Raw genomic sequence first — 17,197 nt, 5'->3', positions numbered from 1 at the left:
GACCACGATGAAGGAACGAGTGACGATGACCGAATCTGCCTACCAGGGTGACGGCGAAGAGTACCTGCCCACGGGAGACGACCACGTCGCGGAGCGTTTCGCGGAGATCTCCGACGAGGACGCCGAGGCGCGCGTCGCCTCGCTCCGCGCCGGGCTGGGCGACTACGACCTCGACGAGGAGGACGCGGCCCTGCTCGCCGCCGAGGGCGACGACTTCTTCGATGACGAAGACGGCGACGTGCCGCCCGTCGTCGCGATCATCGGGCGTCCGAACGTGGGCAAGTCGACCCTGGTCAACCGCATCATCGGGCGCCGAGAGGCCGTCGTCGAGGACGTCCCCGGCGTGACCCGCGACCGTGTCGCCTACCAGGCCGAGTGGATGGGCCGGGACTTCACGCTCGTCGACACCGGCGGCTGGGAGCACGACGCCAAGGGCATCCACGCCCGCGTGGCCGAGCAGGCCGAGATCGCCGCCGACATCGCTGATGCAGTGATCTTCGTCGTCGACGCGATGGTGGGCGCCACGGCGACCGACGAGGCCGTCGTCAAGATGCTGCGCCGGATCAAGAAGCCCGTCTACCTCGTGGCCAACAAGATCGACGACTTCAACCAGGAAGCAGAGTCGCACGCGCTGTGGAGCCTCGGCTTCGGGCAGCCGTACCCGGTCTCAGCCCTGCACGGGCGCGGCACTGCGGACCTGCTCGACGACCTGATGAAGAAGCTGCCCGAGCACTCCGCTTTCGGCGGTCTCGTCCCGCGCGGCGGCCCGCGCCGCGTGGCGCTCATCGGCCGTCCGAACGTCGGCAAGTCCTCGCTGCTGAACAAGCTGGCCGGATCCGAGCGCGTCGTCGTCGATGATTTCGCGGGCACGACCCGCGACCCGGTGGATGAGCTCGTCGAGCTCGGCGGTCGTACGTGGCGCTTCGTCGACACGGCGGGCATCCGCCGCCGCCAGCACATGGCGCACGGCTCCGATTACTACGCGTCCCTGCGCACGCAGAGCGCGCTCGACAAGGCCGAGGTCGCCGTCGTGCTCCTCGCCGTCGACGAGGTGCTCAGCGAGCAGGACGTGCGCATCCTGCAGATGACGATCGACTCGGGCCGCGCGCTCGTGCTCGCGTTCAACAAGTGGGACATGCTCGACGACGAACGCCGTTACTACCTCGAGCGCGAGATCGACCGCGACCTGGCACACGTCGAGTGGGCTCCGCGCGTCAACATGTCGGCCAAGACGGGCTGGCACAAGGACAAGCTCGTGCCCGCGCTGGATACCGCCCTCGAGTCGTGGGACACCCGCATCCCTACCGGCAAGCTCAACGCCTTCCTGGGTGAGCTCGTGGCCGCGCACCCGCACCCGGTGCGGGGCGGCAAACAGCCGCGAATCCTGTTCGCGACGCAGGCCTCGGCCCGCCCGCCGCGCTTTGTGCTCTTCACGACCGGTTTCCTCGACCCCGGCTACCGCCGTTTCATCACGCGCCGACTGCGCGAGACGTTCGGCTTCCCGGGCACGCCGATCGAGATCGCCATGCGCGTGCGCGAGAAGCGCAGCCGCAAGAAGTAGTCGATCCGACACGCACAAGACGTCCTCGTGGCACGATCACCCCGGAAAGTGGGGTAGAGTGTTCGAGGAGCTTTTCGCAGACGGTACCCCGGCTCGATCCGGGGAGAACGCTGCGAAAACTTCGGGCTGTGGCGCAGCTTGGTAGCGCACATCACTGGGGGTGATGGGGTCGCAGGTTCAAATCCTGTCAGCCCGACGTTCGAGCCCCGGCGAGTATTTACTCGCCGGGGCTTTTTCGTGCCCGGACGCGCCGACGACGGCCATTGCTCAAGCCGTCTGTCGGGAACCGTATCGGGCGACGCAGACCACGGGCCTTACGAGCCCTCGAGCTCGCGGCGGATGTCGTCGAGATTGCGGTCGGCCTGTTCGAGCAGGGCGGCCGTGAGCGCGAAGCGGCGGTTGATCTCCGGGACGGGCGGATCGCTCTGGGGCTTGTAGCGGAAATCGTGCTCGACCTCCGCCCAGACGTGTTCGAGCATCGTGCGGATCTGCACCTCGACCGCGATGCCCGCCGGGAACGCCGAGAAGGCCCCCTGCCCCCGAGTGAGGCCCACGAACTGCACGCTGCGGTAGCCGAAGCTCTCGTGGCCGAGCAGGTCGCCCTTGTCGATGTAGGACTCTTCGACCACATCGAAGAGGCGGCGGGTCATCCGCTCGACCTGGGCCAGGTCGCTGCGGAAGAACGCCATGATGCGCACACCCACGGTGTCCAGTACGGGCTTCGAAGGTTCCCGGCGGGCCTTGGTCTCGAATGATCCGCGCTTTTTCACGCGCGCCTCCACGCGAAAGTAGGAGACGCCCCACTGGCGCAAATGCAGGGGGATCTCGCGTTCGAGTTCGTCGCGGAGTGCGCGGTACTCCACGAGGTTGCGGTCGTAGGTCCGCAGCGCGTCTTTGACTTTGGCTTCGGTGTCCATGCCATCAGGGTAAGTGCTGAGGCGGATCCGACAGCGTCAATTTTCACTGACTGAAATCGTTTTCAGAAAATATGTGCTGATTAACAAGGCTATTTTCATGAGCGATGTGTAAATAGTGGAATCGCTTGCCGAGCTTCAATGGACTAGCTAGTGTGGTCTGAGTCACTCGCGCCGTGTCCCGGTGCGCCATCACACCCGCAAGACATCGGAGCATCGGCTTGAGGAAAATCAGCGGCCAGACCGGCACGTCCATCCGCCCGGAGAAGTCGCCCACGCGACCGCGCAGCAGGCGCCGCTGGGCGTTCGCGCTTGCACCCGCCGTCGCGCTGGGGGCTCTCGGCACAGGCGTGGGGGCGCCCGCCGGCGCCGAGGAGCGCACGGTGACGCTTGTCGGCTCGCTGCAGGATGAGCTGGGCTGCGCTGAGGACTGGCAGCCCGCATGCGAGGCCACCGAACTGGACTCGACGTCCGAGGCCGGGGTCTACAGCGCCGAGCTGACGCTGCCCGCGGGCGCCTACGAGTACAAGGTCGCGCTCGACGGGTCCTGGGACGAGGCGTACGGGCTCGACGGCGGGGAGGAGAACATCCCGCTGACCATTGCGGGGGAGACCACTCTGCGGTTCACGTACGACGACGCCACCCACCGCACCTCCCTCGTGCCCCTGGGCCTGCGCCAGGGGTACGCCGAGGACGACGCCGCGCTCGCCGCCGCCCCGGTCCGGCAGCCGGGCTCCGCCGAACAGTTCTACTTCGTCATGACCGATCGCTTCGCCAACGGCGACCCGGACAACGACGACGCCGGCCTCGGCAGCGACCGGCTCGAGAGCGGGTTCGACCCCGCGGACAAGGGCTTCTTCCACGGCGGCGACATCGCCGGCCTGCACTCGAAGCTCGACTACATCGAGGGCCTGGGCACCAGCGCGATCTGGCTCACGCCGAGCTTCAAGAACCAGCCCGTCCAGGGAGCCGGGGAGGACGCGAGTGCCGGCTACCACGGTTACTGGGTCACCGACTTCACTCAGATCGACCCGCACCTGGGCACCAACGAGGAACTGTCGGCGCTGATCGCCGACGCCCACGAGCGCGACATCAAGGTCTACTTCGACATCATCACCAATCACACCGCCGACATCATCGACTACGAGGAGGGGGTCTACGACTACGTCGACCAGGCGACGAGCCCCTACCGCGACGCCGACGGCAACCCGTTCGACCCGGGCGACTACGCCGGCACGGGAACATTCCCGGAGCTGGACGCGGCCACGTCCTTCCCGTACACGCCGACGGCCCGCGACGCCGACGTCAAGGTCCCCGAATGGCTCAATGACGTCACGCTCTACCACAACCGGGGCGACTCGACGTGGGAGGGCGAGTCCGTCACGCACGGCGACTTCGTCGGTCTCGACGACCTGATGACCGAGCACCCCGACGTCGTCGACGGTTTCGTCGACGTCTACCAGGACTGGGTGGACCTGGGCATCGACGGGTTCCGCATCGACACCGCTAAACACGTGAACTTCGAGTTCTGGGAGCAGTGGAGCCGGGAAGTCCTGGACTACGCCCACGCGAACGGGCGGGACGAGTTCTTCATGTTCGGCGAGGTCTACGACGCTGACCCGAAGAAACTCTCGCCGTACGTGCGGGACTCCGACATGAACTCGGTGCTCGACTTCACCTTCCAGTCAGCTGCCTCAGGCTATGCGGGCGGCAACTCGGCCAAGGCGCTCGCGAACCTCTACGCCGGCGACGACTACTACACCACGCCCGGCTCGTCGGCGAGCGCGCTTCCGACGTTCCTCGGGAACCACGACATGGGCCGCATCGGGCACTTCCTGCAGAACCAGGGCGACGCGCTCAAACGTGACGAATTGGCGCACGAGCTGATGTTCCTCACCCGCGGGCAGCCGGTGGTCTACTACGGCGATGAGCAGGGCTTCGCCGGGGCCGGCGGCGACAAGGACGCCCGGCAGTCCCTCTTCGCGACGGAGGTCGCCGAGTACCGGGACCAGCCTCTGATCACCGGGGAGAACGCCGGCTCCGTCGACCGCTTCGACACCGACGCCCGGCTGTACGCGCACATCGAGAAGCTGTCCGCGTTGCGGTCGGCTCATCCGGCGCTCACGGATGGCGCTCAGGTCGAGCTGTTCGCGCAGGACGGTCCGGGCGTGTACGCGCTATCGCGCGTCGCCCGGGACGAGAAGACCGAATACGTCGTGGCCCTGAATAACGCGGCCACCGAGCAGAGCGTCGACGTGCAGACTCTGACCGCCGACGCCGAGTACACCCCCGTCTACGGGACCGAATCGGCCCTGGCGACCGACGGCACCGGACAAGCGAGTCTGACCGTGCCGGCGCTCTCCGCCGTCGTCCTCAAAGCCGACCGGAAGGTCGACGCCCCGGAACTCGAACTCGACCTCGCGGCGCCCGCGCCGGGGGCAGGGCTCGAGGGTCTCGCCGCCGTCTCGGCCGAACTGGGCGCGGCCGCCTGGGCGGAGACCAGCTTCGCCTGGCGCGTGGCCGGGGCCGACGACTGGGCTCCGCTCGGGGTCGCCGAGGACACCACACCGCGCGTCTTCCACGACGTCGGCGATCTCGCCGAAGGTACGCTCGTCGAATACCGCGCGGTGGCGACCAACGCGGACGGCGAGCGCTACGCCGCCTCCACGTACGCCTCCGTCGGCAACGACGTCTCCGGAAACAATCCTGCCGAGGGCCCGGCGACCGACATCGACATGGTGACCGTGCCCGGCAGCCACAACTCGGAGATGAACTGCGCCGGCGACTGGGATCCCGCGTGCGAGTCCGCGCGCCTCGCGGAGGCCAGCGCCGGCGTCTACGCTGCAGCATTCGACATCCCCGCCGGCGACTACGAGTACAAAGCGGCCATCAACGGCAGCTGGGATGTCAACTACGGGGCCAACGGCGTCGCCGGCGGAGCCAACCTCCGGTACGCGCACGACGGCGGCGACGTGAACTTCTACTTCGACCCGCGCAACAACATCGTCCAGTCCGACGCCGACGGTCCCATCGTCACGCTTCCGGGATCCCTGCAGGACGAGCTCGGCTGCGAGTCCGACTGGGCGCCGGAGTGCCTCGGCACGCTCATGCACGACGGCGACGGAGACGGCGTCTACGAGTTCACGACTGACGCCCTGCCGGCCGGATCCTATGAGGTCAAGGTCGCCCACGGCCTCTCGTGGGATGAGAACTACGGGGTGGACGGCGTCCCCGGCGGCGAGAACTACGCTTTCTCCGCGACCGCCGGCGAACCCGTGTCCTTCCGGTACACCCTGGACACCAACACGCTCGAGGTCGCGGCCGCCGAACAGGGAGCGGCCGGCGTCGGCGAGGCGCGAGCCCACTGGATCGATGCGGAGACGCTCGCCGTTCCAGCCGACCTCGGCACAGGGGAGCGGTACGCTCTCTACGCAGCGGCGGACGCCGGGCTCGAGATCGACGGCGACACCGTCCACGGCGCCGAACCGGTGGAGCTCGCCACGGTCGACGGCGGGTTGAGCGAGTCCCAGCGCGAGGCCTTCCCGCACCTGGCGGACCACCGCGCGCTGCGCGTCGAGCTCGCGCGCGACGACGTCGCCGCGGCCCTGCGCTCCCAGCTCGCCCTGGCCCGGTACGACGACGAGGGCGCGTTGACGGCCTACACGGGCATCCAGGCGCCCGGAGCGATCGACGACCTGTACGCGGACGCGCTCGCCGGCGTCGAGCTCGGCGCCGTCTTCACGGGCAAACGCCCGTCCTTCCGGTTGTGGGCACCGACGGCCCAGACCGCCACGCTGCTCGTCTTGGGTGATGGCGGCGACCCCGCCCGGCACAAGGCCGACTACGACGCCGCGAGCGGCGTCTGGGAGGTCAGGGGCAAGCCGCAGATGTACGGTTCCCGCTATCAGTGGGAGGTCCGGGTCTTCGTGCCCGAGACCGGAACGTTCGAGACCAACATCGTCACCGACCCCTATTCGGTCGCCCTGACCACCAACTCGACCCATTCGGTGGCCGTCAGCCTCGAGAACCCGCACCACCAGCCCAAGCAGTGGCGCACGTCCCGTGCCGAGCCGATCGAGAACGACGTGGACCGCGCCATCTACGAGCTGCACGTCCGCGACTTCTCGATCGGGGACACGAGTCTCGACGAGGACCTGCGCGGAACGTACGGGGCGTTCGCTGCCGAGAGCGACGGCACAGCCCATCTGAAGAAGCTCGCCGACGCCGGCCTCTCCACGGTCCACCTGCTGCCCAGCTTCGACATCGCGACCATCGAAGAGGACCGCGACCAGCAAGCGGTGCCGGACTGCGACCTGGAGTCCTTCGGCCCGGCCTCGAGCGAGCAGCAGGCCTGCATCGCGGCGATCGCCAGCGGCGACGGCTTCAACTGGGGGTACGACCCGTACCACTTCATGGCGCCCGAAGGCTCCTACGCGGCGGACCCGCACGGGGCCGGCCGCGTCGAAGAGTTCCGCACCATGGTCGGCTCATTGCACTCGATGGGGCTCGAGGTCGTGCTCGACCAGGTCTTCAACCACACCGCAGCTTCCGGCCAGGCAGAGAAGAGCGTGCTCGATCGGATTGTCCCCGGCTACTACCACCGGCTCGATGCAGCCGGGAAGGTCGAGACGTCGACGTGCTGCCAGAACATCGCCACCGAACACGCCGCCGCCGAGAAACTCATGGTTGACGCTGTTCTCCTCTGGGCGAAGGGGTACAAGGTTGACGGCTTCCGCTTCGACCTGATGGGCCACCACTCCCGCGCCAACATGGAGGCCGTCCGGGCCGCGCTCGATGAGCTCACTCTCGATGACGACGGCGTCGACGGCAGGTCGGTCTACCTGTACGGCGAAGGTTGGAACTTCGGCGAGGTCGCCGACAACACCCGCTTCCAGCAGGCCACGCAGGGACAGCTGGACGGAACCGGCATCGGCACGTTCAACGACCGGCTGCGCGACGCGGTGCACGGCGGCAGCCCCGTCGACTCCTCGTCGACGTTCAGACAGGGATTCGGCACCGGACTCGGCACGGACCCCAACGGGTACGACGTCAACGGCACCGACGCCCAAGCCCTGGCCGACCTCGGACACGAAGCCGACCTGGTCCGCCTCGGCCTGGCGGGCAACCTCGGCGACTTCGAGCTGTTCACCTCCGACGGCGAGATCCGACGCGGCGACGAGATCGACTACCGCGGGTCCCCGGCCGGGTACGCGTCAGAACCGGGGGAGGTGGTGAACTACGTGGACGCCCACGACAACGAGACCCTCTACGACCTCACCGTGTTCAAGCTCCCGCGGGAGACCACCATGGCCGACCGTGCGCGCATGAACACGCTCGCCCAGGCAACCGTGATGTACTCCCAGGCCGTCCCCTTCTGGCACGCCGGCACCGAGCTGCTGCGCTCGAAGTCCCTGGACCGCAACAGCTACGACTCCGGCGACTGGTTCAACCGCATCGACTGGACCGGGCAGCAGAACACGTTCGGCTCCGGTCTGCCGCCTGCGGCCGACAATGAGGAGAAGTGGGACTCGATGGCGCCCCTGCTCGAAGATCCGGCGCTCAAGCCCGATGCCGACGCGATGGCGGCCGCCGAGGCCGCCGCGCTCGATCTGCTGCGCACCCGCGAGGAAGTCGGCCTGCTGCGGCTGGGCTCCGCTGACCTCATCCGCGAGAAGGTCTCCTTCCCGCTGAGCGGGCCCGACGCGACGCCGGGCATCGTCCTCATGCATGTCGACGACCTCCTCGGCCCGGACACCGACCCCAGCTTGGCCGGAGCGCTGGTCGCCTTCAACGCCTCCCCAGAGGAGAGCGCCCAGAGAGTCGACGCGCTCGCCGGGCGCGAGTACGAACTCGCCCAGGCGCTCGCCGACGGGGCGGACGACGTCGTCAGGTCGACGACGTGGGACGCGGAGACCGGAACGCTCACCATCCCGGCGCGCACCGCCGTCGTCCTGGTTGAGCAGCAGGGACCCGCCGAGTCCGAGGTCGTACCGGATCCAGCCCCGTCGGCCGACCCGGCCGGGCAGGGCGGGGCAGAGGAGGGGCCGGCGGCATCTCTCGAACCTGTCGCGCACACCGGCGAGCAGAGCACCGCCGGACCGGGGCACCTCGCGGACACGGGGGCACCCGGGTGGTTGATCGCGCTGGGCGCGGCCGGAGCCCTGCTCCTGCTCGCCGGTGCGGGCCTTTCGGCATACCACGCGGCACGGCGCAGCAAGGGCTGAACCGCCGTTGAGTCGCAGCCGGGTTCGCGCCGCGGCAGGGATCCAGTAGATTCGACTCGACGTGAGCCGAGCCACAGGAGACCGAGATGACGGAAGCGGCAGCCGCCGAACGCACGCGGGAAGAGGACGCCGTCGCGCGCCTGACCGGGAAGGTCCAGGTGCGCGACGGCGTCGTTGCCGGGCGCCACGGCGAGATCCCGATCCGCACGTACAATCCCGCCGGGCGCGCCTTCGGCAACGCCGGGCGCGCCTTCGGCAACGCCGGGAGCGCACTCGTCTGGGCGCACGGCGGCGCCTTTTGCCATGGCGGGCTGGATCAGCTCGAGTCGCACGCGGTGGCCGCCGCAGTGGCCTCCCGCGGTAACGACGTCGTCGCGATCGATTACCGACTCGCCCCCGAGTGGGAGGGTGGTGACGCGGCGAGCCCGGACGCCGTGCGCTACCCGATACCCGTCGACGACGTCGTCGACGCCTACCGCCACGTGCGCAACGAGCTCGGGCGCCCGGTGGCGATCGGCGGGGCGAGTGCTGGCGCGTGCCTCGCCGCGGCAGCCACGTGGTCCATGCTGCGCGGCAGTGGGCCGGCCCCGAACGGGCTCGCGCTCGTCTACCCGACAGTCCACGCGGCCTTGCCGCCCATTCCGGAGGACCTCCGCGCTGCGCTGCTCGGCCCGTGGGCCGAGGGCCAGTTCACGGCAACGCGAGTGCACCTGATGAATCGCAACTACGCTGGCGGAGACGCGGCCCTCGGTGAGGCCTACGCGTTCCCGGGCGGGCACGACCTCGCCGGATTCCCGCGCACGCTTGTGCTCGACGCCGATCACGACGCGCTTCGCGCTTCCGGCGCGGCCTTCGCCGACGAACTGCGGGCTGCGGGGACCGGCGTACGTTATGAAGTCGTTGCCGGAACGAGGCATGGATTCATGAACCGGCCGGCAGAGCAGGCGTTCGGGCAGGGCATCGACCACCTCGCGTCCTGGCTGTCGGACTAGCCCGCTGTCGCTGGATCGAGGGGGACCTGCGAGCCCAACGCCTGGCGGCGGCTTTGAAATTCACGCTTTTTCTCAGGATGTGGCGTGCACGAAGTGATAACGACATGATTAACTTGGGATAGGCTTGAAGAAGCAAACCCGGCAGTCGACGCGGAGCAGTGTAGCCGCGTTGAGCTGAGGTTTTACAGCGTGATTGAGGAGGAGACGCCATGGGTGGTCACGAGGATCTGGGCGAGTCGACACAGACGCCGGCGGAGCGGGCGACTGAGACGACCAACATCAGTCTGCCGCCAGCACCGGAGGCCCCCGCGGTCGCTCACACCCTGTCGACCGAGGAACGCGAGGCCGTTGCGGCACTTCCCGGTGGATCCGCTCTGCTCATCGCGCACGATGGACCCAACCGCGGCGCGCGTTTCCTGCTCGACGAGGAAGTCACGACCGCCGGCCGTCACCCGGAGGCCGACATTTTCCTCGACGACGTCACCGTCTCGCGCCGGCACGCGGAGTTCCGCCGCACGGAGTCGGGCTTCGACGTCGCGGACGCCGGAAGCCTGAACGGGACCTACGTCAACCACGACCGCGTCGACGCCGTTGCGTTGCGCACGGGCGCTGAGGTGAGGATCGGAAAGTTCCGACTCACCTTCTATGCAGGCGCGCAGGCCTCCTAGGGACTACAGGACTTTCCACGTTGGTTTCATCCGCAAACGCACGCCGGCAAACCACCGCCGGTGAGCCGGTGCGCCCGCAGGTGCTCAATATTGGCGAGGTGCTCTCAGAGCTCTCGGACGATTTCCCGCAGATCACCGCGTCCAAGATCCGCTTCCTCGAGGAAAAGGGCCTCATCACCCCGCAGCGGACCGCTGCCGGCTATCGCAAGTACACTCCCGGCGATATCGACCGGCTGCGCTTCATCCTGGCCCTCCAACGAGACCAGTACCTGCCGCTGAAGGTCATCAAGGACTATCTCGATGCGGTCGATCGAGGCGAGCGCCCCGAGCAGTTGCCCGGCGGGCTCAAACTCGCCCCCCGCAGCGTGAGTGAGCAGCTCGCCCAGGAGCTCTCCGGCCACACCCGCGATCTGACGCGCTCCGAGCTCATCGGGGGCAGCGGGGCCAGTGACGAGCTCGTCGAGGAGCTGTTGGCGTTCGGCCTGATCGAATCCGACGGAGACCGATTCAATGAGCACAGCGCCCGCGTCGTCGCCTCCGCAGTGAAGCTGGCAGGCTTCGGCATCGAGCCGCGGCACCTGCGGGCCTTCCGGACGGCTGCCGATCGCGAACTGGGGCTCGTCGAGCGTGCCATTGCGCCCGTGAGCTCTCGCAAGACCGTGTCGTCGCGCGCCCACGCCGCGGAAACAGCCCGCGAGATCAGTGACGCGTGCCTCGCGCTGCACACCGCCCTCGTACAGGGTGCCATTTCGAAGCTGGATCACTAGTCTTGTAGTACCGGCACGACTCGTTCCGGGTCCGGGCCGGCGGCAATGGCCGCTGGCGGACTGCAGGGAGGCACGCATGATGGACATCGACGTTGTAGGGGTACGTATCGAGTTGCCCTCGAACCAGCCGCTGATCCTCCTGAAGGAACACGACGGCGAGCGGCACCTGCCCATTTGGATCGGCGCGCCGGAGGCATCCGCGATCGCCATGAGTCTGCAGGGGATCACGACCCCGCGGCCGATGACTCACGATCTGATGGTCGGAATCATTCAGGCAGCGGGGCAGGAGGTCTCGGAGGTCAAGATCGTCGACGTCCAAGATGCCGTCTTCTATGCCCGCATCGTGCTGTCCAATGGTGCGGAAGTGGATTCGCGGGCGTCCGACGCGGTTGCGTTGGCCCTGCGTACCGGGGCTCCGCTGCGTTGCGCGGAACAAGTCGTCGAGGAAGCTGGCGTGTTGGTCTCCGGCGACGAGTCGGGGGAGCCCAGCGAGCAGAACGAGGAGCAGGTACGGGAGTTCCGGGAGTTTCTGGCGGACATCGAACCAGAGGACTTCGACAAGTGATGGGCGGCCGCGACACGCCCTCAAGTTAAACTTGAAGGTCATTGACCGGACCCCCCTCGCCCCGTAGCGTCGGAGCTAAGGTTCTCATTGCCTCGCGCGGCGAATCGTCGGCACAATGGATGGAGGCGTCCTTTGTGCCGGTGTTGCACGAGCACTTCCCCACGGGGAGCCATGACAAGGAGGGTTCACGTGAGTCCGACAAGCGATCACCGCGCCGAGCCGGGCAGCCATGCTGCCACGGCCGCCAGGCATGCCCAGGGCTTGCTGTTCACGGAGGACCTCCCGGTTCTCGACGAAGATGCGGGCTACCGTGGCCCGATCGTCTGCAAGGCGGCAGGAATCACCTACCGCCAGCTGGACTATTGGGCCCGCACCGGCCTCGTGGAACCCGCGGTACGCGGTGCGCACGGCTCAGGCAGCCAGCGCCTCTACAGTTTCCGTGACATTCTCGTGCTCAAGGTCGTCAAGCGTCTACTCGACACGGGCGTGTCACTTCAGCAGATCCGCACCGCCGTGGGCCATCTCCGTGAGCGTGGCGTCGAGGATCTCGCCCAGATCACCCTCATGTCCGACGGCGCCTCCGTCTACGAGTGCACGTCCGCAGACGAGGTCATCGATCTGGTCCAGGGCGGCCAGGGTGTCTTCGGCATCGCCGTCGGCCGCGTCTGGCGCGAGGTGGAGGGCAGCCTCTCCGAGCTGCCGAGCGAGCACGCCGCCGCGGAGGAGAGTTTTCCCGAAGACGAGCTGAGCCGTCGCCGCGCAGCTAAGAAAGCGACCGCCAGCTAGCCGCTGCACTCCATCAGACACAACGCGACGCCGGCGCCCGATCGGGTGCCGGCGTCGTCGTGTTCTGTTGGTCTCGCGGGCGGCGAGCCGCGTCCTCGGAGGGCCTAGGGCGCCGATGTGCGAACGCGCGAGCGCTTGGCCGCGCCCGACGTTCCGCTGAGGCCCTTGAGCAATTGGTCGAAGTGCGTGGCCGTGGTCCGCGCGGATTCGCCGGGCCACTGGTGCACAGAGTATGCGGCGCCCTGAATCTGCTGCCAGTCGGCCTGATCCGGAAGGACCGGGGTCAACAGCTGGGAGCCGAACATGCGCCGCATCTCGGAAAGCCGGAAGCGCTGTTCCGTCGACGTGTCGCGGAAGCGGTTGGCGACCACGTTGATGGAGTTGAGTCCCGTGTTGAATTCGTTGCGGAACATGTCGAGTGCACGCATCGTGCGCTCGGTTCCTGCGACGGAGAAGAGGCTCGGCTCGGCGACGAGAACCGCCTGATGGCTGGCCGTCCACGCCATGCGGGTCAGCCCGTTGAGCGAGGGCGGGCAGTCGATGAGTACGAGCTGGTACTTCGACGTCTTCTCGAGCAGGGACTTCAGCCGCCGCAGATCGCGGTTGCGCAGGTCCGGGCGGTCATACACGGTGCCGAAGGCCCCGCCGACGGCCACGTCGAGCACTGCACCCTGTGCGGTCTTGCCGCGTTGGGTCCACGGGCTCACGGCCGCGTGCGCTTCCAGATCGCCGCGGCGGCCTGCCTTGATCTGCCGGCCGACCTCCTGCTGGGGGTCGGACAGAGCGACGCCGAGGCCGGTGCTGGCGTCGGCATGGGGGTCCAGATCCACGACGAGAGTCGGAGTGCCGGCGGCCAACGCCGCAGACGCCAGACCCAATGTTACGGACGTCTTCCCGACCCCGCCTTTGAGACTGCTGATGCTCACAACCTGCACGGAACCGACCACGTCCCCTTCTGTGTCTTGACTTCCGCAACGTACCCGGTCAATCATACGGGGCTTTGCCCGGCAGACCCCAACGCCACCCTGAAAGGAGGCGGGGAGTAGTCCGGAGACGAAAGATTGCCCCACGTGGGATGGGTCACGGTAGCCTTGACGAAGTCGTGGACACGAAGACGTGTCCGGGTGCGAGGCGCGTCGATGACCCCGGCCCCTCGGGTCCTGCCCCCGTTGATTTCAGGAGCATCATGTTCAAGAAGGTATTGGTTGCCAATCGTGGCGAGATCGCGATCCGTGGTTTTCGGGCCGCGGTGGAGCTGGGCGCGAAGACGGTCGCGGTGTACCCGTACGAGGATCGTGGCTCGATTCATCGTCAGAAGGCGGACGAGTCGTACCAGATCGGTGTCGAGGGGCACCCGGTGCGGGCGTATCTCGACGTCGACGAGGTGATCCGGGTCGCGCGCGAGTCGGGGGCGGACGCGATCTATCCGGGCTACGGGTTCCTGTCGGAGAATCCGGAGTTGGCGCGGGCGGCGGCGGACGCGGGCATCGCTTTCGTGGGGCCCACTTCTGATGTGTTGAAGCTGGCCGGGAACAAGGTCGAGGCGTTGCGGGCTGCCCGGCGGGCGGGGATCCCGGTGTTGGAGTCTTCGGAGCCGAGCGATGATGTCGAGTATCTGGTCGCGGAGGCGGACCGGATCGGCTTCCCCATCTTCGTGAAGGCTGTTGCCGGTGGTGGCGGGCGTGGCATGCGGCGGGTCGATGTGCGTGAGGACTTCGTGGAGTCCTTGGGGGCGGCGATGCGCGAGGCCGGGACCGCGTTCGGCGACTCGACAGTGTTCCTGGAGCAGGCAGTGCTGCGTCCGCGTCATATCGAGGTGCAGATCCTGGCCGATGGCGAAGGCAACGTGGTTCACCTCTTCGAGCGGGATTGTTCGCTGCAGCGCCGGCACCAGAAGGTCATCGAGATCGCTCCGGCGCCGAACCTGGACGAGGACATCCGCCAGGCCCTGTACGCGGACGCGGTGAAGTTCGCCAAGGCGCTGAACTACCAGAACGCGGGCACCGTGGAGTTCCTCGTGGACACGGTCGGCGAGCGGGCCGGGCAGCACGTGTTCATCGAGATGAACCCGCGCATCCAGGTCGAGCACACGGTCACCGAGGAGATTACCGACGTCGACCTCGTGTCCTCGCAGATGCGCATCGCCGCCGGCGAGACGCTGGAGCAGATCGGCATCCGCCAGGAGGACCTTCGCATCCGCGGCGCGGCCATGCAGTGCCGCATCACCACCGAGGACCCGGCCAATGGCTTCCGCCCGGACGTTGGCACGATCAGTGTGTACCGTTCTGCCGGCGGCTCCGGCGTCCGGCTCGACGGCGGCACCGTCTTTACCGGCGCCGAAGTCTCCCCGCACTTCGACTCGATGCTGGTCAAGCTCACCTGCCGCGGCCGCGACTACGAGATGGCCGTCCGGCGTGCCCGCCGCGCACTGGCCGAGTTCCGCATCCGCGGCGTTGCGACGAACATCCCGTTCCTGATGAACGTGCTGGACGACCCGCAGTTCGTCGCCGGAGACGTCGCCACCGACTTCATCGATGCGCGGCCGGACCTGCTGGTAGGGAACCGGTCGCAGGACCGCGGCACCAAGGCGCTGACCTACCTGGCCGAGGTCACGGTCAACAAGCCGCACGGCGAGCGGATCGACGGCATCGATCCCCGCCAGAAACTTCCGCGATTCCCCGGGGACAAGTCCGAGCAGCCCGAGCGCAGCCCGTTCGACGGACCGGCCGGCGCCGTTCCTCCCGCCGGCTGGCGGCAGGTGCTCCTGGAGAGGGGCCCGGAGGGCTTCGCCGCTCACCTGCGCTCCGCCGGCGCCGTCGCGGTGACCGATACGACCTTCCGCGACGCCCACCAGTCCCTGCTGGCCACCCGCGTGCGCACCCGCGACCTGCTCGCCGCCGCACCCGCTATGGCGCACACGCTGCCGGGGCTGTTCTCCATGGAGGTCTGGGGCGGGGCGACCTACGACGTCGCACTGCGCTTCCTGGGTGAAGACCCGTGGCGCCGGCTCGAGCTGCTGCGGGCCGAACTGCCGAATATCCCGCTGCAGATGCTCTTGCGCGGTCGGAATACGGTCGGGTACACGCCGTACCCCACCGAGGTCACGGATGCATTCGTGGCCGAGGCCGCGGCCACCGGCATCGACATCTTCCGGATCTTCGATGCCTTGAACGACGTCAGCCAGATGGCCCCGGCCATCGCCGCCGTCCGCAAGACGGGCACTGCCGTGGCGGAGGTCGCCCTCTGCTACACGGGCAACCTCACGGACCCGGACGAGAAGCTGTACACGCTGGACTACTACCTGTCGCTGGCCCGGCAGATCGTCGACGCCGGAGCCCACATCCTCGCGATCAAGGACATGGCCGGGCTGTTGCGGCCCGCGGCTGCCCGCCAGCTGGTCTCGGCGCTTCGCGCCGAGTTCGACCTGCCCGTGCACCTGCACACCCACGACACCGCCGGCGGACAGCTGGCCACCATCATGGCGGCGATCGACGCCGGCGTGGACGCGGTGGATACCGCCGTCGCCTCGATGGCCGGCACCACCAGCCAGGTCTCGATGTCAGCGCTCGTCGCCGCGCTCGAGCACACCGAGCGGGACACCGGACTGGACCTGGGCGCCGCCGCGGCCATGGAGCCGTACTGGGAGGCGGTGCGCGCTATGTACGCGCCGTTCGAGTCCGGCCTCGCAGGCCCCACCGGGCGTGTCTACCGGCACGAGATCCCCGGCGGTCAGCTCTCGAACCTGCGCCAGCAGGCGATCGCGTTGGGGTTGGGGGAGCGGTTCGAGGCCATCGAGGACATGTACACGGCCGCGAACGCGATTCTGGGCCGCTTGGTGAAGGTCACCCCGTCCTCGAAGGTCGTTGGCGACCTCGCTCTGCAGCTCGTCGGCGCCGGCGTCGACCCGGCCGAGTTCGAGGCGAACCCGCAGGCCTACGACATCCCCGAATCCGTCATCGGGTTCCTCTCCGGTGAACTTGGAGACCCGCCCGGAGGCTGGCCGGAGCCGTTCCGCTCCAAGGCCCTGCAGGGCCGGAACATCAAGGTCCGCCTCGAAGAGCTCGAGCCCGAGGACTCGCAGGCGCTCCGGGCCGACTCGGCCGCGCGCCGGTCGACTCTGAACCGGCTCCTCTTCCCGGGCCCGAGCCGTGACTTCGAGACCCTCCGCGCCCAGTACGGGGACGTGTCCGTCCTCGGCACCAGAGACTACCTGTACGGGCTGACGCCGGCGGCTGAGCATGTGATCAGTCTCGGCAAGGGCGTGCGCCTGCTCGTCACCCTGCAGGCGATCGGCGAGCCTGATGAGAAGGGCATGCGCACGGTGATGTGCACGCTCAATGGGCAGATGCGGCAGATCACGGTGCGGGACCGGAATGTCGAGTCGACGGTGAAGGTTGCGGAGAAGGCCGATCCGGCTGATCCCGGGCATGTTCCGGCACCGTTTGCCGGTGCTGTGACGGCGACGGTTGCCGTCGGGGATGTGGTCGAGGCCGGCGGGACGGTCGCGACGATCGAGGCGATGAAGATGGAAGCGGCGATCACGTCCCCGGTCGCGGGGACGGTGTCTCGGGTCGCAATCAACGGGACGGCCCCGGTGGATGGTGGTGATCTTCTGATCGTGATCGACCCGGCTTGATCACACCCGCACCACGGCGCGGCACGGTCCGCAGCGCACGCCCGCCGGGCCGGTTCCTTCCACGGGGCCGGCCCGGCGGGCGTT

General features: G+C 68.2%; 10 protein-coding genes and 1 tRNA gene. 9 read left to right on the top strand and 2 right to left on the bottom strand.

All coding sequences use genetic code 11. The features are described 5' to 3' along the window. Window positions 1-25 precede the first annotated feature (25 nt). Together der and EV380_RS06805 are read left to right on the top strand one after the other, a co-directional pair. Window positions 26-1,561 (top strand): ribosome biogenesis GTPase Der, encoded by a 1,536-nt coding sequence (gene der / locus EV380_RS06810; RefSeq protein WP_102157841.1) that lies wholly within the window; start codon window positions 26-28, stop codon window positions 1,559-1,561. 122 nt (window positions 1,562-1,683) lie between these two features. Continuing rightward, window positions 1,684-1,757, top strand: a tRNA-Pro gene (locus tag EV380_RS06805). A gap of 118 nt (window positions 1,758-1,875) precedes the next feature. On the opposite strand, the gene EV380_RS06800 is transcribed toward EV380_RS06805, so the two are convergent. Then, entirely contained in the window at window positions 1,876-2,478 is a 603-nt protein-coding gene (locus EV380_RS06800; RefSeq protein WP_130450244.1) for a GTP pyrophosphokinase, read from the bottom strand. Between the two features lie 227 nt (window positions 2,479-2,705). On the opposite strand from EV380_RS06800, the gene pulA reads away from it, so the two are divergent. From pulA to EV380_RS06770, 6 genes are all read left to right on the top strand, one after another. Then, window positions 2,706-8,699, top strand: a complete 5,994-nt coding sequence (gene pulA, locus EV380_RS06795) for a pullulanase-type alpha-1,6-glucosidase (protein ID WP_423219043.1) — start codon at window positions 2,706-2,708, stop codon at window positions 8,697-8,699. An 86-nt stretch (window positions 8,700-8,785) separates the two neighbouring features. After that, a complete protein-coding gene (locus tag EV380_RS06790) occupies window positions 8,786-9,691 on the top strand; it encodes an alpha/beta hydrolase fold domain-containing protein (RefSeq protein ID WP_130450242.1) in 906 nt (301 codons plus the stop codon). A 209-nt stretch (window positions 9,692-9,900) separates the two neighbouring features. Then, window positions 9,901-10,359, top strand: a complete 459-nt coding sequence (locus EV380_RS06785) for an FHA domain-containing protein (RefSeq protein ID WP_102157779.1) — start codon at window positions 9,901-9,903, stop codon at window positions 10,357-10,359. 20 nt (window positions 10,360-10,379) lie between these two features. After that, window positions 10,380-11,126, top strand: a complete 747-nt coding sequence (ftsR, locus tag EV380_RS06780) for a transcriptional regulator FtsR (protein ID WP_130450240.1) — start codon at window positions 10,380-10,382, stop codon at window positions 11,124-11,126. Window positions 11,127-11,202: 76 nt separating this feature from the next. Then, the gene (locus EV380_RS06775) at window positions 11,203-11,691 is read left to right on the top strand and encodes a bifunctional nuclease family protein (protein WP_102157781.1); all 489 of its coding nucleotides are present in this window, start codon (window positions 11,203-11,205) and stop codon (window positions 11,689-11,691) included. 189 nt (window positions 11,692-11,880) lie between these two features. Next, on the top strand, window positions 11,881-12,477 hold the full coding sequence (locus EV380_RS06770; protein WP_102157782.1) for a MerR family transcriptional regulator: 597 nt from the start codon (window positions 11,881-11,883) through the stop codon (window positions 12,475-12,477). Window positions 12,478-12,581: 104 nt separating this feature from the next. Here the strand turns inward: EV380_RS06770 and EV380_RS06765 are convergent, their stop codons facing one another. Further along, on the bottom strand, window positions 12,582-13,412 hold the full coding sequence (locus EV380_RS06765) for a ParA family protein (RefSeq protein ID WP_130452114.1): 831 nt from the start codon (window positions 13,410-13,412) through the stop codon (window positions 12,582-12,584). Between the two features lie 251 nt (window positions 13,413-13,663). Here EV380_RS06765 and EV380_RS06760 point away from each other — a divergent pair, with 251 nt between their 5' ends. Next, a complete protein-coding gene (locus EV380_RS06760) occupies window positions 13,664-17,113 on the top strand; it encodes a pyruvate carboxylase (RefSeq protein WP_130450238.1) in 3,450 nt (1,149 codons plus the stop codon). Window positions 17,114-17,197 lie beyond the last annotated feature (84 nt).

Source organism: Zhihengliuella halotolerans (assembly GCF_004217565.1).
Lineage (GTDB): Bacteria > Actinomycetota > Actinomycetes > Actinomycetales > Micrococcaceae > Zhihengliuella > Zhihengliuella halotolerans.
Note: the sequence above shows the minus strand (reverse complement) of the source record. Positions and strands in the feature narration are given on the sequence as shown.

What these genes read in the sequence shown, in the direction of transcription:
- EV380_RS06785 (WP_102157779.1), top strand. Translation starts at nt 9,901, where the DNA reads ATGGGTGGTCACGAGGATCTGGGCGAGTCGACACAGACGCCGGCGGAG.
- der (WP_102157841.1), top strand. Translation starts at nt 26, where the DNA reads ATGACCGAATCTGCCTACCAGGGTGACGGCGAAGAGTACCTGCCCACG.
- EV380_RS06790 (WP_130450242.1), top strand. Translation starts at nt 8,786, where the DNA reads ATGACGGAAGCGGCAGCCGCCGAACGCACGCGGGAAGAGGACGCCGTC.
- EV380_RS06760 (WP_130450238.1), top strand. Translation starts at nt 13,664, where the DNA reads ATGTTCAAGAAGGTATTGGTTGCCAATCGTGGCGAGATCGCGATCCGT.
- EV380_RS06775 (WP_102157781.1), top strand. Translation starts at nt 11,203, where the DNA reads ATGATGGACATCGACGTTGTAGGGGTACGTATCGAGTTGCCCTCGAAC.
- EV380_RS06800 (WP_130450244.1), bottom strand. Translation starts at nt 2,478, where the DNA reads ATGGACACCGAAGCCAAAGTCAAAGACGCGCTGCGGACCTACGACCGC.